14 protein-coding genes are annotated in these 16962 nt (G+C 65.6%); 4 read left to right on the top strand and 10 right to left on the bottom strand.

Annotation, left to right across the window (positions count from 1 at the left end):
* Nucleotides 1-150: 150 nt before the first annotated feature.
* The gene (locus tag ACQP1T_RS15685; protein ID WP_364340412.1) at nt 151-1782 is read right to left on the bottom strand and encodes an ABC-F family ATP-binding cassette domain-containing protein; all 1632 of its coding nucleotides are present in this window, start codon (nt 1780-1782) and stop codon (nt 151-153) included.
* A gap of 148 nt (nt 1783-1930) precedes the next feature.
* On the bottom strand, nt 1931-2992 hold the full coding sequence (locus ACQP1T_RS15680; RefSeq protein WP_433761007.1) for a phage tail tip lysozyme: 1062 nt from the start codon (nt 2990-2992) through the stop codon (nt 1931-1933).
* Nucleotides 2993-3153: 161 nt separating this feature from the next.
* Between ACQP1T_RS15680 and ACQP1T_RS15675 the strand changes: the two genes are divergently transcribed.
* Nucleotides 3154-3918, top strand: a complete 765-nt coding sequence (locus ACQP1T_RS15675) for an SDR family oxidoreductase (protein WP_433761005.1) — start codon at nt 3154-3156, stop codon at nt 3916-3918.
* A gap of 95 nt (nt 3919-4013) precedes the next feature.
* On the opposite strand, the gene ACQP1T_RS15670 is transcribed toward ACQP1T_RS15675, so the two are convergent.
* The 6 genes from ACQP1T_RS15670 to ACQP1T_RS15645 are packed head-to-tail and all read right to left on the bottom strand — an operon-like array spanning nt 4014 to nt 12407.
* Nucleotides 4014-6251: an MMPL family transporter gene (locus ACQP1T_RS15670; RefSeq protein ID WP_433761004.1), complete on the bottom strand. Its 2238-nt coding sequence runs from the start codon at nt 6249-6251 to the stop codon at nt 4014-4016.
* A 20-nt stretch (nt 6252-6271) separates the two neighbouring features.
* Nucleotides 6272-7690, bottom strand: a complete 1419-nt coding sequence (locus ACQP1T_RS15665) for a cytochrome P450 (RefSeq protein ID WP_433761002.1) — start codon at nt 7688-7690, stop codon at nt 6272-6274.
* Between the two features lie 56 nt (nt 7691-7746).
* Nucleotides 7747-8775 (bottom strand): NAD-dependent epimerase/dehydratase family protein, encoded by a 1029-nt coding sequence (locus tag ACQP1T_RS15660; RefSeq protein ID WP_433761000.1) that lies wholly within the window; start codon nt 8773-8775, stop codon nt 7747-7749.
* On the bottom strand, nt 8772-10463 hold the full coding sequence (locus ACQP1T_RS15655) for a fatty acid CoA ligase family protein (protein ID WP_433760999.1): 1692 nt from the start codon (nt 10461-10463) through the stop codon (nt 8772-8774). Before ACQP1T_RS15655 ends, ACQP1T_RS15660 begins: the two co-directional genes overlap by 4 nt.
* Nucleotides 10460-11368 carry a hypothetical protein gene (locus ACQP1T_RS15650; RefSeq protein WP_433760997.1) on the bottom strand — a complete coding sequence of 303 codons (909 nt, stop codon included), beginning with the start codon at nt 11366-11368 and terminating at the stop codon, nt 10460-10462. Before ACQP1T_RS15650 ends, ACQP1T_RS15655 begins: the two co-directional genes overlap by 4 nt.
* 1 nt (nt 11369) lies before the next feature.
* Entirely contained in the window at nt 11370-12407 is a 1038-nt protein-coding gene (locus ACQP1T_RS15645; protein ID WP_433760995.1) for a 3-oxoacyl-ACP synthase III family protein, read from the bottom strand.
* 459 nt (nt 12408-12866) lie between these two features.
* Here ACQP1T_RS15645 and ACQP1T_RS15640 point away from each other — a divergent pair, with 459 nt between their 5' ends.
* Together ACQP1T_RS15640 and ACQP1T_RS15635 are read left to right on the top strand one after the other, a co-directional pair.
* Complete coding sequence (locus ACQP1T_RS15640; protein ID WP_433760994.1) at nt 12867-13970, top strand: lycopene cyclase family protein; 1104 nt, start codon at nt 12867-12869, stop codon at nt 13968-13970.
* Nucleotides 13970-14905: a Ku protein gene (locus ACQP1T_RS15635; RefSeq protein ID WP_433760993.1), complete on the top strand. Its 936-nt coding sequence runs from the start codon at nt 13970-13972 to the stop codon at nt 14903-14905. Before ACQP1T_RS15640 ends, ACQP1T_RS15635 begins: the two co-directional genes overlap by 1 nt.
* Before the next feature lie 112 nt (nt 14906-15017).
* On the opposite strand, the gene ACQP1T_RS15630 is transcribed toward ACQP1T_RS15635, so the two are convergent.
* Nucleotides 15018-15395, bottom strand: coding sequence for a nuclear transport factor 2 family protein (locus ACQP1T_RS15630; RefSeq protein WP_433760991.1), 378 nt, complete (start codon nt 15393-15395; stop codon nt 15018-15020).
* Nucleotides 15396-15483: 88 nt separating this feature from the next.
* Between ACQP1T_RS15630 and ACQP1T_RS15625 the strand changes: the two genes are divergently transcribed.
* A complete protein-coding gene (locus ACQP1T_RS15625) occupies nt 15484-16266 on the top strand; it encodes a helix-turn-helix domain-containing protein (RefSeq protein WP_433760990.1) in 783 nt (260 codons plus the stop codon).
* 4 nt (nt 16267-16270) lie between these two features.
* On the opposite strand, the gene ACQP1T_RS15620 is transcribed toward ACQP1T_RS15625, so the two are convergent.
* Nucleotides 16271-16891, bottom strand: coding sequence for a hypothetical protein (locus tag ACQP1T_RS15620; protein WP_433760987.1), 621 nt, complete (start codon nt 16889-16891; stop codon nt 16271-16273).
* Nucleotides 16892-16962 lie beyond the last annotated feature (71 nt).

The following is a 16962-nucleotide window of genomic DNA, read 5'->3' as shown; positions in this document are numbered from 1 at the left end:
CTTCCTCCGAGTCGCCGAGCCGCGTCATTCCAGGCTAGACACTCGAGAAGCTGTGATCAACGGGTCTTTGTGATGAATATCACCGAAGACCCGTCCCGGGGACCTGAAAACCCACCGCTCGCAACGAAACTCCGGCCGGAAGACCCCGGATCAGGCCAGCTGAATCAGTTCCAAATACTCCGCCGACCAGTGGTCTTCCTGACCGTCCGGCAGCAAGATCACCCGTTCCGGGGACAGCGCCTCGGCCGCGCCCGGGTCGTGGGTGACCAGGACGACCGCGCCCGCATAGGTGCGCAGCGCGTCGAGGACCTGTTCGCGCGAGATCGGGTCCAGGTTGTTGGTCGGCTCGTCGAGCAGCAGCACATTGGCCGCCGAGGACACCAACCCGGCCAGCGCCAGACGGGTCTTCTCACCGCCCGAGAGGGTGCCTGCGGGCTGTTCCAGCTGCGGTCCGGAGAACATGAACGCACCGAGCAGACCGCGCAGCTCCTGCTCCCCCGCGTCCGGTGCGGCATGGCGGATGTTCTCCCACACCGTGGCCTGATCGTCGAGGGTGTCGTGCTCCTGGGCGAAATAGCCGACCTTGAGCCCGTGACCGGGCACGAGACCGCCCGCCGTCGGTGTCTCCACCCCGGCGAGCAGGCGCAGCAGGGTGGTCTTACCCGCGCCGTTGAGGCCGAGTACGACCACGCGGCTGCCGCGGTCGATGGCCAGGTCGACGCCGGTGAAGATCTCCAGCGAGCCGTAGACCTTGGTCAGGTTCTCCGCCATCAGCGGCGTCTTACCGCAGGCGGCGGGTTCGGGGAATTTGATCCGCGCGACCTTGTCGGCCACCCGCACCTCATCGAGTTCGGCCATCAAGCGGTCCGCGCGCTTGGCCATGTTCTGTGCCGCAGTGGCTTTCGTGGCCTTGGCGCCGAGTTTGGCGGCTTGGGCGCGCAGCGCGCCGGCCTTCTTCTCGGCATTGGCGCGTTCACGACGACGACGCTGTTCATCGGTCGCACGCGCGTCCAGGTACTTCTGCCAGCCCATGTTGTAGACGTCGGCCTCACCGCGCACCGCGTCCAGGAACCAGACCTTGTTCACCACATCGCCGAGCAGTTCGACATCGTGGCTGATCACGATCAGGCCGCCGTCGTGGTTCTGCAGGAAGCCGCGCAGCCAGGTGATGGAATCGGCGTCGAGGTGGTTGGTCGGCTCGTCGAGCAGCAGGATGGTGTCCGAACGGCCGCCACTGCCGTCGGATGCGGCGAACAGGATGCGCGCCAGCTCGATTCGGCGGCGCTGACCACCGGAGAGCGTGCGCAGCGCCTGGCCGAGTACCCGATCGGGCAGGCCGAGGCTATTGCAGATGCGCGCCGCCTCGCTCTCGGCCACATAGCCGCCGAGCGCCGAGAAGCGCTCCTCCAGCCGACCGTATTTGCGCACCGCCTTTTCGCGTTCGGCATCATCGACCACCTCGGCCATCAGCGCCTGCTGCTTCTCCATATCGCGCAGCAGGGTGTCCAGACCGCGAGCCGAGAGCACGCGATCGCGGGCGAGCACATCCAGATTGCCCTCGCGCGGATCCTGCGGGAGATAGCCGATATCGCTGGAGCGCAAAATCTTTCCGGCGTAGGGCTCACCCTCGCCCGCCAGAATGCGCAGCGTGGTGGTCTTGCCCGCGCCATTGCGTCCGACCAGTCCGATCCGGTCGCCGGCCTGCACCCGCAGCGCAGGCCCCGGGGCCGACAGCAGGGTGCGGACTCCGGCCCGGACCTCCAGGTCCGTCGCGGTGATCACAGGCTTCTCCTACGGGTACGTGGTGCTCGTCGGTTGCTGCTCGATTGTGCGACGAGAAGGCACACAAGAACCACCGATTTTACCCGGCTCCGGAGGTGCTTCTTACACCCACGATCCAGGTGTGACCGCGCTAACTCCGCGATCGACGCTAGACCGCCATGCTCGACGCGATGCTATTGGCATTCGCGACGCGCTGGCCGCGCGCCTCACCGGAGCTTCGTTCGTAGTACTGGTCGAAGGCGGCCGCCGCGGCACCTGCCGAACTCGCCGACTTGATCTGTCCGTACGCACCCGATTCGCTGCCCTGCAGCTCGTGCATCATGAAATCGACCTGGACGTGCCAGTCGGTGACCGACTTGCCCTGAGCGGCGGCGAACGCCTCGAGATTCGTCCGGCGGCCGCCTTCCCATTGGCAGAGACCGATGGCTCCCTCACCAGGGTTGTAGGCACCGGTATCGAAACCCGATTCGACCTGCATATTGCCCAAGATGCCCGCCGCTTGCGCCGGTGTGAAGCCCTTGCTGAGGAGATACTTATAGATCTCGCTCGCCGTCACTCGCTGACCCCCGCTAATGGGTTGGGCACTCGCGCTGTTGCCGAGACCCGCGGGTCCGGTGGAGTTGCGGCGGTTTCCGCCACTCCCGGTGTAGGCGGGGAACTGGTTGCCGCTTCCGATCGAATTCGGGGCACTTCCGCTGTGGTCCGACTCCGGGTCGGTGATCTTTCCGGCGTGATCGTCCAGTTCGTCGTACGCGGTCGAGACCGCCTTCGCCGTTTTGTCGACCTCCTTATCGATCTTGTCGATGGCGGCAATCTGCAATTCGATGCTGCGCGGCAGCGCCACATCGGTCAGATTCGGCACACCGGCAATGATCTCCTTGACGGCGCCGACCAGTTTCTCGACCTCGGTGGTCACGGTGTTGGACACATCGGCCGATTTCGCCGCGATCTGGGCAATATTGCTGTCCAGCGAGTTCAAATCGTCCCGGTACTTCGTGGCCTCGGTCTCCTTGGCGTGGTACTTCGTGACGAGATCGCCATCCTTCAGCTGCGACTCCCCCAGGCCATGCAGTCCCTCGACCGTGATCGACTTCGCCGAGCCATCGCCCACCGCCTTCACCAACTTCGTCAGCACTACCTCGAAATGGCCGATGAAGGCGTTGAGGATAGGTGCATCCGGGCGCGGTGGCAGCGATGTGGAGATACCCATTTCCCACCTTCCGCCGATACCTGTTCGGCAGCTTAATCGCAGCTAGGCGCCATGCTCTCAGCATCGGGTCCCCGCCGGTGGGAACAGTCGTTCCGGGTGGAAATTGCGCAAACCCGACCGGGTCCGCTGGGCGGATTTCAACAGCGGTAGCGTGCCATCACATGACGACCGATCTGTTGGGCAAGAGCGCACTCGTTTCCGGAGCCAGCCGGGGCATCGGAAAGGCCGTCGCGGCGGAACTGCTGCGGCGCGGCGCCAATGTGCTGATCACCGCCCGCAAGCCGGAGCCGCTCGAGCAGGCGGCCGCCGAACTGCGGGCGCTCGGTCATCGGGGCGAGGTCGCCGCGCTGGCGGGCAATTCGGGTGATCCGGACAGCCGGGCCGCCGCGGTGGGTCGGGTGGTCTCGGAATTCGGCTCGCTGGACATCCTGATCAACAACACCGGCATCAATCCGGTCTACGGCTCGCTCATGGATGCCGATCTGGAGGCGGTGCGCAAGATCTTCGACGTCAATGTCGTCGCCGCGCTCGGCTACCTGCAGGAGGCGTACAAGGCGTGGATGCGCGAGCATGGCGGGGCGGTGGTGAATGTGGCCAGTGTCGCCGGGCTCCGCTCGACCGGAGTGATCGCGGCGTACGGCGCGTCCAAGGCGGCGTTGATCCGGCTCACCGACGAACTGGCCTGGCAGCTTGGCCCGAATATCCGGGTGAACGCGGTGGCGCCGGGCGTGATCAAGACCAAGTTCGCCGACGCGCTGTACTCGGCGGATGAGGAGCGGGCCGCGAGCGTGTACCCGATGAAGCGACTCGGCGCGCCGGAGGATGTGGCGCAGCTGATCGGATTCCTGGTGTCGGATGAGGCCAAGTGGATCACCGGTGAGACGATCCGCGTCGACGGCGGGTTGCTGTCGACCGGCGGAATCTGAACCGTCTCACGACAATTCGCAGACCAACACAGGAACCCTAAACTCTCCCAAGAGAATCGATGGCCGTGCGCTGACCCGCACGGCCATCGAACTTTCTAGACCCGCGCGGGCTGGCGCACATCGTCCGGATCGGGCAGCGCCGGCGCGGACGGTCCTTCGTCGAATCCGAAACGCTCGTGCAACTTTTCCAGCGGACCGGGTGCCCACCAGTTCCAGTCGCCGAGCAGTTTCATGACCGCGGGCAGCAGGAAGCCGCGGACCAGGGTCGCATCGACCAGCACCGCAAGCGGCAGACCGATACCGAAGGACTTCATGAAGGTGATATCCGAGGCCAGGAATCCCAAGAACACCAAGGAGATCAGCACCGCCGCTGCGGTGACGATCCGGCCGATCTTCTCCAGGCCATGGGCAACGGCGGATTCGTTCTTGCCGGTGCGCTCGTACTCTTCGAGGATCCGCGACAGCAGAAACACCTGATAGTCCATGGCGAGCCCGAAGGCCACCCCGAAGAGCATGACCGGCACGGTCGGCGGCAGATCACCGGTCACGGTGAAATCGAGCAGACCGGACAAATGCCCGTCCTGGAAGATCCAGACCAGCGCGCCGAAGGTGGCGGTGAGGCTGACTGCGCTGAGCACGATCGCGACGAGCGGCAGCACCACGCTGCCGGTCAGCAGGAACAGCACGACCAGCATGATGATCACGACATAGGCCAGTGCCACGGGAAGCGCCGATGTCACCGCATCGAGGGAATCCGCACTCGCGGCCGCGATACCGCCGACCAACCGCTGCGAGGGTGCAGGCACCGCGCGCAACTCTTTCGCCACCCGATCCAGCAGCGCCGGATCGCTGGTATCCGGTGTCACCGAAAGATATGCGGCATTCTTGGTTTCGAAGCGCGCGTGCTGTGCCATGGCCGGGGCGAGTTGCCCGCCGTGCGCGTAACTACCGGTGGCGGTGTCGACACGACGGACATTGTCGACTTCGGAGAGCTTCCTGGCGTAGGCGTCCAGGTCGGACTTGCCGTCGGGCAGTACGACGAAGAGTCCGTTGGTGTCGGTGGCGGCGAAGTCGCGCTGGATGCTCTCGGTGATCTGCCGGTTGTTCATCGACTCCGGCAATGCCCGCTCGTCCGGGAAGCCGAGTTTCACACCGAGGAACGGCGTCCCGAGTAGCAGCAGGAAGGCCGCGACCGCCAGACCGATGGGGACCGGCTTGCGCATCACGAATACCGCGAGCCGATGCCAGAAACCCTCACCGGGGGCGGGCCGCTGCGGACGGAAGAACCAGCCGAGTTGGCCGCGATCGATTCGGCTGCCGAGCAGCAGCAGAATCGCGGGCAGCACCGTCAGCGATACCGTCGCCGCGATCGCCGCGACCGCCAGACCCGCATACCCCATGGAACGCACCGCGAGCAGCGGGAAGAAAAGCAGGCCCGACAGTGCGACCGCGACGGTGACCGCCGAGAACGCCACGGTGCGACCGGCCGAACGCATGGTCGCCGCGACGGCCGGACCGGTCGCGGCGCCCGCGGCCAATTCGTCGCGGTAGCGGCTGATGATCAGCAGGCTGTAGTCGATCGCGAGACCGAGGCCGAGCAGTGTTGCCACATTGGTCGCGGTGGCGGCGAGATCGGTGCACAGAGTGATCAGCCATAGTGCACCCATGGTGATCATCACCGTCACCGCGGCGACGACCAGCGGCAGGCTGGCCGCCACCAAACCGCCGAATACGAACAGCAGCGCGATCAGGGTGACCGGGAAGGCGATGGATTCACCGAGTACGGCGTCCTTCTCGCTCTGCTGCACCGTCTCGTGCAACAACATCGCGTAACCGCCGACGCGCACCTGCACCGGGCCGTGCGTGCCGCCATAGCGATCTGCCAGGCCGCCGACCTTCTGGTCTACCGCACCCTCCTCGCCGAGAATGCTCGCGACGATCAACCCGGACTTGCCGTCGGCGCTGCGCAGCGCCGGTGACTTGTCCATCCAGTACGACACGACACCCGCGACACCCGGCTCATCCTTCAGCTTCAGTGCCAATTTCACTGCGGCCGTTGCCGATTCGGGATCGTCGACCGAGGTGTCGCTGTGTACCAGCAGCACGAAGTTCGGCGGCGCCTGACCGAAGGTATCCCGCAGAATCTCGATGGCCCGACTGGATTCGCCGCCGGGATCGCTGTAGCCACCGCCCTGCACCTTGTCGAACAACGTCGAGCTGAGCATCCCCATAACCAGCGCGAGCCCGACAAAGATGCCGAGAATCCATTTGCTGCGCCGCGTAGCGACTGCTTGCAGGTCGCTCGAAATGGTCAGCTTGGTCAGTCCGAACACCGCCACACCCTCATCACTCGTTAAGCCGCGCCGCGCTCGCTCCCTGACGAATCCGCGACGTGCCCGGCTTGCACCCGCCTGGCCACCACCCGCATCGGCAGATACTTCGGATGTACCAGGGCGCCGATCACCGTCTCTTGCACCGTGATACCGGGCATCGGGCGCAGGCGCCAGCGCCCGCCGATCGTAGCAACCTGCAGGGCAACCTCGGTGAGCGAGAACACATTTCCCGGGCACTGCCGGGTGCCCATGCCGAACGGCAGGTACGCGCCCTTGGGCCGGGACTCCATTGCCGCAGGCAGCCACCGGTCCGGGTCGAACCTATCGGGGTTCGGGAAGATCGCCGGATCGCGGTGCACCGCAACGGGACACACCAGCAACATGGCCCCCTGCGGCAACGCTTTGCCACCGAGTTCATAGTTCGCGGGCACATCGCGGACGGTCAGCCACGGGGAGTACATGCGCAGGGTTTCGGTGACGATCCGCTTGGTCAGATCGAGCCGACCGAGATCGGCGAATTCGGCCGGGCGGCCGCCGAGTACCGCATCGATCTCGGCGTGGAAAGCGGCCTCCAGCTCGGGATTTCGGCCCAGCTCGTGGAATACCCAGGACAGCGTCATGCCGGTCGCCTCGGTACCGCCGACCAGGAAGTTGATCAGTTCGTCGTGCACCTGGGCATCGGTGAGCGCGAGGCCGTCCTCGTCGCGCGCCTTGATCAGGGTGTCGAGCAGGTCGCCGTGATCCAGGTTCGGATCGGCGGCCAGATCCGCGCGGTAGGCGGCGATGATCTTGCTCGTCGCCGATTTCATACCTGCCACAAGACCTTCGAAGCGGCGGTTGCTGGGCAGTGGCAGCTTGTCGATCCAGGCCGGACGTGTGACACGGCGGGCGAGCAGCGTCATGACCGGTGTCAGCATTTCGTGGATTTCCGCGCCGGTCTCCGCGCCTAGGTCGCCACTGAACAGCGCCCCCGCGACCGTGCGCAGCGCGAGGTCGTGCATCTCGGTATCGACGACAACCATTTGACCGTCGCGCCAGGCGTCGGCCTGTTCGGCGCCCAGACGCGTCATCACGGTGGCGTACTGGGCGATGCGGCCGCGAGCGAAGGCCGGGGCGATCATTCGGCGTTCCCGCTTGTGCTGCGGACCCGACAGCACGGTGACGCCCGCGCCGAGCAGTGCCTGCGCACGATCGATCATCGAACCCTGATCGGACAGACCGACGAACGCCTCGCGGATCAGGTCCGTGTCGGTGACGACGTAAGTGTCGTAGCCCGGAATCTTCACCCGCACCACGGGTCCGAGGTCCGACAGCGTCTGTAGGAAGCGGTACGGCCTGCGGGCCAGGCGGTGTGAATGTCCGATGAGGGGTAACGCGCCCGGTGCGGTCGGCACGCCGGTGGCGCCGGCGGGGCGGCTGGTGAGCCGAGTGGTCATCATGCGAATCTCCTAGGCGTGGAGCGACTTTCGCTCGAATGCGTGGCGTCGGCCGTCGGTCATCCGCGGGCGATGACGGCGTCGACGCCGCCGATCTGTCCGACCCAGTCGACGTAGGCGGACAGCCCGTCGGCCAGCGATACCGTCGGCGCGTAGCCGAAATCCCGGGCAGCGGCGCTGGTGTCGTAGGTGCTGGAGACGGTCAGTGCCGCCGTGGTCCAGCTGGACAGCGGCGGCGCGTAGCGCTCCTTGATCGCGGGCACCCGCCAAATGGTGTCGAAAACCGCGATGGCGGCGTCGAATACCGGTTTGGGAATGGTGCGGGTGGGTGGCGTCAGGTCCAGCGCGACGGCGAGGTCCTCGACGAACTTCCACAGGTCGACATCCTCGGGGTCGGCGAGGAAATAGGCATTGCCCACGACCTGATCCGAGCGCGCCGCCTGCAGGCATGCCTGCGCGGCGTGCTCGCAGTAGGTGATCGACACCATGACCTTCTTGCCGCCGGAGAGGTCGGGCAGCTTGCCGGACTTCAACTTCCGCAGCAGCAGCGTCATCCAGCCCGAGGACCGCGGTCCCCAGATCATTCGCGGTCGCAGCGCGCAGGTGACGAAATCCGGGGTATTGCCGGCCAGGACGAGCTGTTCGGCGACGGCCTTGGTTTCCACGTACAGACTCTTCGGGTCGGTGACGTACGGCTCGGATTCGTCGATGCCGAAGCGGTCGGTGTCATAGGAGGTCGCCACCGATGGACTGCTGACGAAGACGAACCGACCGACACCGGCCTCCCGCGCGGCCTGCAGCAGCCGCCGGGTGCCCTCGACATTGGCCTCCCAGAACTGCGCGCGGCTGCCGACCTCGGCGACCAGACCGGCGCTGTGATAGACCACATCGATGCCCTTACACGCGGTGACCAGCGATTCGTAGTCGCCGAGATCGCCTGCCACCGTTTCGAGTTCGGGCACCGTCGACAGGTAGCCGAGATCGCTCGACGGCCGGACGATGGCACGCACCTCGTCCCCCGCCGCCACCGCGGCGTCGACGATATGGCTGCCGAGGAATCCGGTTGCCCCGGTGACCAGTGCCTTCATGGCGTCATACCCTTTCCGGCCCAAACGGCCAATTCCTCGCGCCCGATCTTGGCGTTGTGCCGGATGTCGACCGGGAATCCCGGATGGGCGCGGAATACCTTGATCGGCCTGGTGAATTCGCGTTCGCGCGCGATGGACCACAGCTCCCGCTGCACCCGGGGGATCTCGGATTCCGCCACCCCGGACCGTAATTCGAAGCACAGCACCGGGATCTGCGCGCCCGGCTCGCCGACACCGACGAGCGCGGTGCGGTGCACATCCGGATGGGTGTTGAAGATCTGCTCGCACTGCACGGTGAACAGGTCACCGGCCGCGGTGCGAACCCGCTGGGCCGAGCGGCCACAGAACCACAGCCGACCGGACTCGTCCTGCCAGGCCAGATCACCGACGCGATGCCAGCGACGCACGGTGCCGTCCGGGCGGGTCTCGTCGATCTTGTTGCGGGCATCGGCGACCGGGTTGCGGTGATAGGTGTTGCTGACTTGCGCACCGGCGGCGACGATTTCGCCGATCTGCCCCGGCGGCAGCACGAGATCGTCGTGCCAGGCGGGGATTTCGTCATCGGAGATGGCGATGATCCGCACCCTTGTATCACTCTCGGATTCCGCGATCGGGCGACCGACGCAGGTGCCCGCGCCCTCGGCGGTCTGCTTGCGGGTTTCGTCGAGTTCGGACCATTCGAGCGTGGTCAGCGGCAATGCCTCGGTGGCACCGTAGGTGGTGAAGACGCGCGCGGACGCACCGAGCGCGGCCCGAACACCCGCCAGCGCATCCAGATTCGCGGGCGCGCCCATCGAGACGACCCGAACCAGACTCGGCAGCGCGGTGCCGGTGCGCGTCAGATATTCGCCCAGCGGACCGAGCAGTGCGGGCGATGCGGTGATATCGGTGGCCTGGAAAGTCTGGATCACCTCGGTGAGCAATGCCGGATCGGCCTTCGAGACCCGCACCGGATCGACCGGACCGAGCACCACGTGCGCGCCCTGGAGCAGATCGAAGATGCCGAATAGCGGCACCGAAGTCAGCGAGACGAATCCGGTCGGGCGACCGTGCAATTGCTCGATCACCCGCAACGAGGCGGCGAACCCGGACCTGGTGAACTCCACGCCCTTGGCCGGTCCGGTGCTGCCGGTGGTGAAGGCGATCATCAGCAGATCGTCGGGCGCATGGGCGATTTCGGGTGCGACCGCGCCGGGTGTCTGCCGCATGGCGAGCAAGGTGTGCCCACCCCAGAACGAGCGTCCGGCCGTCACATGCACCCGCACCGAACCGAAGGTGCGCCGCGCCGCCAGCCGCACCAGATGCGCCAGCGGTATACCGATGAACGCTTCCGCACCGACGCTGCGGAAGCAATGCAACATGCGCCGCACGCCCATGCCAGGATCCACCACCACCGGTACCGCACCGACCCGGAACAGCGCGAAGATCACCGCGAACAGATCGGGATCGGGTTTGACCATGACAATGGTCTTGACACCCTTGGCGATTCCGATCCGTTGGAATGCCGCGGCATAGGCCTCGACTCGCGCGCCGAGTTCGGCGAAGGTCAGCACCGCGAAGCCGAGATCCGTTGCACGCCGGGCGCGTTCCGGATGCGCCACCGTCGGATAGCTGATGGCGGGCCGGTCCGCGCGCCGCTGGATCTGGCGCTCCAGCAGCGCGCTCAGATCTGCGGGCTCCTGGCTCACCCCGCACCGCCCGCGGGCACGGTGTAGCTCACACAGCCTGCGATCGGACCGGATCCGGCGGCGACCAGGAGCAATTCGTCCCCGGTCGACAGCTCACCGGCCTCGAGCAACTGGTGGTAGCCGATGATCAAGCCAGAGCTACCCGCGTCCAGATCGCCGGTCGCGGCCTGATGCGTTCGGGCGAAACCGAATTCGCTCGCCAGGGTGGCCGCGAAGTCAGGCACCGGGTTGTTGGTGACCAGCACGCATTGCCCGTCGGGACGTTCGGCGAGGTATGAGCGAACCGCGGCAAACGCTGCGCCGCTGACCAATTCGGCGTAGTCGTCGGCGACATCGACGGTGATCGAGCGCTGGCCGTCGTTACCCATCGCCTGCAGATCGAGGTACCCGGCGACACCGGGATGAGTACCGACCGCGCGCGGCAGCGGCGCCGGAATGTGCACGCGATCGAATCCGGTGCCCGCATCGATCCCCTTGGTCACCAGCAATGCGGCACCGACCGCGGCGTAGCGGAAGTCGGCCGGTGCGTGTCCGATACCGCCCGGGTGGGCGTCGCTGCCGACGATCAGTACCCGCTCGACCGTGCCGTTCTCGAGCAGCGCACCCGCAGCCTGCAGTGCGTTGAGCACACCGCACGCCCCGTTGCGCAGATCGAGCGAGAAACCCGCTCGCGAGGAGCCGACCTGATAGTCCAGGTGCATCCCCAATTCCTTCTGGATCAGGGCGGCATTGGACGGTTCGACGATATTGCTGTCGCGGTAGACCCCGACATTGATCAGCACATCGATATCGTTCGGCTCGACGCCCGCCCCCGAGAGGCACTCCCCGGCCGCCCGCACGGCGTGGTCGATGGACCCCAGGGTGGGATCGGCGCTGACGGCGGACCGCCGAATAATGAACGTCATTTCATCCCACCAATGCGCTGATAGTTGCCGAAAGGACACCGAAGACCATTCCGGAGGCGGTCGGCACGAAACAGATCTTGGCCCCCTTCGGGATCTCGCCTCGGGAAATGTAGTCGTGCAGCACCAGGAAATGCGTACTCGCCCCGGTGTTGCCATACTTTTCTACGGTCGCCAGCCGCGGCGGCATCGCGGTGCCGTGAATCTTGCTGCCGGATTCGGCGAGCTTCTCGGTGAATCCGACGCCGAGCTGATGGAACACGATGAAGTCGAACTTCTCGTCGGCGAATGTGGTGCCGCGCTTTGCGAGGATATCGCTGTGGAATTTCGCCCATGTTTCCCGGCGCGGCGCGGCCTGCATGGTGAGATTGTCGGTCAACATGATCATGTTTTCGCTGGCATCGCTCGGTTTGGCGATACACAATGGCGAGTACTCGGCGCAGGTCGTCAGATCGACGTAGTGCAGCACGTCCTGCTCGTCCACCGCGGGGTCCAGAATGACCGCGACCGCGGCATCCGCGAGCGTGAGGGCGGCGAACTGTGGATCGCGCGCATCGATGGCCTCGGCGAGTGCGCCCTCGGTTACCGGCGAGATCACTTCGGGCGTGACGACCATGCCATTGCGCACCGCACCCGCGCGAATCAGATTGTCCAGCAGATAGATTCCGGTCATGGTGCCGCCACAGGCATTCGCCACGTCATAGCCGGAGGCATTGACCGCGCCGATGCGCCGGGCGATCTCCTGGGATGCCGACGGCTCGAAGACCATATGGAATCCATCGTGCACGGTGGTGCCGCCGCAAATGATGATGTCCAGGTCGGCGGCGTCCAAACCGGACTTCGCCAGCGCGTCCTGCGCGGCCCGCGCACCGAGGGTGAGGGTGTCCTCGCTGGTGCGGTCCACCATATAGCGATGACCGATGCCGGTAATTCGCTCGACGTCGAATTCGCCGCCGCTCGTCATCCGACTCAGTACTTCCGAAGTGGTGTATTCGCCGGCCGGGAGGGCGGCTCCAAGGGCGCGTAATCGGGAAGAATTCACCGTAGCGGTCCTTTCGACAGAGACGGGCAGCACGAACTCCCCGGCTGGCACGACAATGGCTGCGGGCAGACGATGCGGGAATTCCGTTCCACAGGATCGAGGGAACAGAAGGTTCCGAAATCAACATTGATTTCGGGAATCGGATCCAGATTCCCCGACCCTGGGCAATCCGTCCGACAACGCCGAGCATACGGCGCACCGGACATGGTGACCAGCCAGATGACGACGCGATGCTACTGGCGAGTCACATCGTTGCTGGAAAAGCGAGATCTGACATGATCGCCTTATGAAGAATGTCACCGTCGATATCGGTGAACTATCACAGCGCAACGGTGACCCGACCGCTCGACAGTAGGCTCCGCACGACCGACGAACCACGCCGACGACGAAGGGGACCGCCCTGCACACGACCGAACTCGCTGTGCCACACCGACATCCGCGTTCCGCATCGGCTGTGCGATGACCGCGGACGTCATCGTCTGCGGACTCGGACCCGCCGGTCGCGCACTGGCGCATCGCTGCCTCGCGCACGGAATGTCGCTCACCGCAATCGATCCCGCACCGGATCGACGCTGGTCGGCGACGTATGCGGGATGGTACGACGAGCTGCCCGGATGGCTGGATCCGTCGGTCATCGCCAGCACCGTGGCGCATCCGATGGCCTGGGGTACCAGGCCGCACCGAGTCGACCGAACCTATGCCGTCTTCGAATCCACCCGGTTGCGGGATGCACTGAATCTCGACGGCGCACAAATAGTTACCGATCGCGTTGTCGAAATTCGGCACAACACAGTGACTTTGGCTTCGGAAACAAAATTCAGCGCTGAGCGTGTTATCGACGCACGAGGAATTCACCGCTCCCGCGCACTCGCCGAGCAAACCGCATACGGGGTAATCGTGCGACGCGACGCGGACATCGCACCCCTGTTCATGGACTGGCGCGCTGACAATGGCGCGGAACCCGGTGCGCCACGGTCATTTCTGTACGCGGTGCCGCTCAGCGCCGAGACGATGCTGCTGGAGGAGACCTGCCTCGCCGGTCGCCCCGCCCTCGACACCGCGGTGCTGCGCGACCGGCTGCACCACCGGTTGCGTTCGCGCGGAATCGAACTCACCGGATCCGAACCTGTCGAGCGCGTGCGGTTCCCGGTGCAGGGCGGCCGCCCGGGACGGCGGCGGTTCGGCGCGGCGGGCGCATTCACCCATCCCGCAACGGGTTACAGCGTCACCGCATCGCTGGCCGCCGCCGACTCTGTCGCCCTCGATTCGTCGGTCTGGCCCGCACAGGCGCGAGCGGTACACGCGTTGCGTTCGGCGGGCCTGCGGGCGCTGCTCGCTCTGCCACCCGACGACCTTCCCGTCTTCTTCGATGCCTTCTTCACGCTGCCGCCGCAACTGCAACGGGCCTATCTATCGGGCCGCACCGATTTCGGCGGCACCGTCGCCGCCATGCGCACCCTCTTCACCACCCTGCCCGCACCATTGCGTCGGCGCGTCGCGACCGCGACACTCGGGATTCCGATTCGCTCGCCTATTCGAATGGGTTCGTCCATGATGGAGTAATGGCACGAGCTATCTGGAAGGGCTCGATTGCGTTCGGGCTGGTAAACGTCCCTGTCAAGGTGTACACGGCCACCGAGGACCACGACATTCGGTTCCACCAGGTGCATGCCAAGGACGGTGGACGGATCAAATACGACCGCGTCTGCACGGTCTGCGGCAAGTCCGTGCAGTACGCCGATATCGATAAGGCCTATGAATCCCCCGAGGGGGACAAGGTCATCCTGACCGACGAAGACTTCTCCAAGCTGCCCGCCGCCGAGAAGCACGAGATTCCGGTGCTGCAGTTCGTACCCAACGACCAGATCGACCCGATCCTGTTCGAGAAGAGCTACTACCTCGAACCCGACTCGAATACCCCCAAGGCCTACGTACTGCTGGCGACCACGCTGGAACGCATCGATCGAACCGCGCTCGTACATTTCACGCTCAGACAGAAGACCCGCCTCTCGGCGCTGCGGGTACGCGACGGCGTACTGGTGCTGCAGACCCTCCTGTGGCCCGATGAGGTCCGTTCCGTCGATTTCGAATCCCTGGACGGTGTGGCCGAGCCGAAGGCGCAGGAGATCAAGATGGCCGAGACACTGGTCGAGACCATGTCCGACGATTTCGATCCCGAGCAATACACCGACGAGTACCAGATCGAGCTGCAGAAGGTGCTCGACGAGGCCATCGCCAGCGGCACCGGGAAGGTGGTCAGTCAGCCAGAGGAAGCGCCAGCGGCGATGGACGCCGAGGTCGTCGATCTGGTTGCCGCACTGCAACGCAGTCTGGAGGCCAGTGGGCGGCGGACCGCGGAGAGTTCCGGCAAGGCGGCCGCCGAGCCCAAGGCAAAGGCGGCACCGGCAAAGAAGGCCACCAAAACCGCGGCCAAGAAGACCGCCGCCAAGCCCGCCAAGAAGACCGCGAAGAAAGCAGCCGCCCGCAAGGGCGCATAACCGACGGACACTGCTGGATTCCGCCGACCACGACCTGCCCGCCGTGCCGCCGGGCGCTGATCCGCCGCGGCGGACCGGCCGGTGCGGGGGGCGACCCGCCCGCTGGCGCGGATCAGAACATGCCGTGCGGGAGCTGGTCGGCGTCGGGCACCGGTTGTACGACATCCCAGTGCTCGGTGATCACGCCATCGACCAGCCGCCAGATATCCACCACCGCCACGCCGCGGGCATCATCGGGCGCGGTCATGTGGTAATGCACGACCGCGTATTCGTCATCGGTGACGACCCGTTTGATGTCGAGTCGGGCGGAGGCGACCGGTGCGTTCACGATGAATTCGATGAAGGCGTCGCGGCCGGACGGATTGCCCGGACTGTGCTCGATGAAGTTCTCGTGCAACAGGTTACGGAGTACTTCGATATTGCCCCTGCTGAACTCGGCGAGGCCGTGCAGCACGAGATCCTTATTGCGGTTTGCCAGGTTGTTCATCATGTCGGTAACCATCGCAAGCGCGCGGTAAGCCTGTCGATTACCAGGCATGTAATGGCGGCCCCGCGCACGGTGTGGTGATACTTGCCGGGTGGATAGCGAACGTCCCATCGGCGCGCTGCTGCGCGAGTGGCGGCTGCGGCGCGGACTGAGTCAGCTCGACTTGTCCGTGCAGTCGGGCATTTCGACGCGGCATGTGAGTTTCGTGGAGACCGGGCGCACCGTTCCGAGTCCGGCGATGGTCGAGCGGTTCGCCCAACATCTGGACATCCCCCTGCGCGAGCGAAACCGGTTGCTGGTCGCGGCCGGGTACGCGCCGACATACCAGCATCGAGCGCTCGACGATCCGGATCTCGTGCAGGCGCGCGCGGCGGTCCGGCGGGTCCTCGATGCCCACGAACCGTTTCCGGCATTGGCCATCGATCGACACTGGGATCTGTTGTTCGCCAATGCCGCGGCGGAGGTGTTCTTCGATGGTGTGGCGGCGGAGCTGTTGGAGCCGCCGATCAATATGATGCGAATCGGTCTGCATCCCAAGGGATTCGCATCGCGCGTGCGGAATATCGAACAGGTGCGCGGGTTCATGCTGCCACGGCTCGCGCGGCAGGCGGAGCGGTCCGGCGACCCCGAATTGGCCGCGCTGCATGCCGAATTGAGTGCGTTCGCATCGGAAGGCACTGTCCTACAAGTCGATCCGTCCGAGGTCGCGCTGCCGATCCAGTTCGAGCATCGCGGCACGCAGCTGTCACTGTTCAATGCGATCATGCGGTTCGGCACGGCCTTCGATGTGACCCTCGACGAGATCGCCATCGAGTCCTACTTTCCCGCCGACCAAACCACCAGCGCCTACCTGCACGCACTCGCCGGACGGTGATCTTTCAGGACTCGGCGGCCCGCGCTTTGCCTTCTTCGAAGAAATCGAGGAGGGCCGCGGCGTTGTTCACCTCCTCGCGCGAGCGCAGCGCGCCGAAAGGGGCATTCCAGAATTCGCCGGTGCGCGCCGTCCATGGGCCGACATAGGCGTACGGTCCCGGATGCGCCGAATCTCCCGGTGAAACACCGTAATTGACCTCGTTGACCGTGCTCGACAGATCAAAATGCTCCGGCCACAGTACTGGGATGACATCGGGCGCTGTGCAGCGCAGCGTCGAATCCCCGAGTGCGAACCAGTCCGCGATGAGGCCCGCGGCCTCCGGATCGACCGCGAGTCGGTCGTCGGGATCGACTCCGGTGGTATCGGCGTAGACATTGACCGGTGCCTCGGGTTGGAAGCCCGCGGCGGCCGCGACCTTGTCGAAGGTGCCCGCGAGCGCGACCCGACCCTCCGGCCACACCAGATCGGTGCCGACCACCGACACCGGCCACTGCGCACCGCCGAAACCACCGTGCACTACCCGTAGTCGGATGGTGCCGAACCGCCGATATTGTGGGCCCGCGATCAACAACTCCCCCACCGCGTGCAGCGCGAGCCGGGTGTCCCGATACGTGATGTCGTCCACCCGGAAATCATCGCCGCTGCGGGCCGGCCGCGCTGGCGAATCGCTCAGCGGAATCAGGACGGATGCGCGAC

Source organism: Nocardia sp. CA-135398, assembly GCF_050955845.1.
Lineage (GTDB): Bacteria > Actinomycetota > Actinomycetes > Mycobacteriales > Mycobacteriaceae > Nocardia.
This window is presented reverse-complemented; position numbering and strand designations above follow the sequence as displayed.

What these genes read in the sequence shown, in the direction of transcription:
- ACQP1T_RS15680 (WP_433761007.1), bottom strand. Translation starts at nt 2,992, where the DNA reads ATGGGTATCTCCACATCGCTGCCACCGCGCCCGGATGCACCTATCCTC.
- ACQP1T_RS15675 (WP_433761005.1), top strand. Translation starts at nt 3,154, where the DNA reads ATGACGACCGATCTGTTGGGCAAGAGCGCACTCGTTTCCGGAGCCAGC.
- ACQP1T_RS15665 (WP_433761002.1), bottom strand. Translation starts at nt 7,690, where the DNA reads ATGATGACCACTCGGCTCACCAGCCGCCCCGCCGGCGCCACCGGCGTG.
- ACQP1T_RS15650 (WP_433760997.1), bottom strand. Translation starts at nt 11,368, where the DNA reads ATGACGTTCATTATTCGGCGGTCCGCCGTCAGCGCCGATCCCACCCTG.
- ACQP1T_RS15635 (WP_433760993.1), top strand. Translation starts at nt 13,970, where the DNA reads ATGGCACGAGCTATCTGGAAGGGCTCGATTGCGTTCGGGCTGGTAAAC.
- ACQP1T_RS15640 (WP_433760994.1), top strand. Translation starts at nt 12,867, where the DNA reads ATGACCGCGGACGTCATCGTCTGCGGACTCGGACCCGCCGGTCGCGCA.
- ACQP1T_RS15630 (WP_433760991.1), bottom strand. Translation starts at nt 15,395, where the DNA reads ATGATGAACAACCTGGCAAACCGCAATAAGGATCTCGTGCTGCACGGC.
- ACQP1T_RS15660 (WP_433761000.1), bottom strand. Translation starts at nt 8,775, where the DNA reads ATGAAGGCACTGGTCACCGGGGCAACCGGATTCCTCGGCAGCCATATC.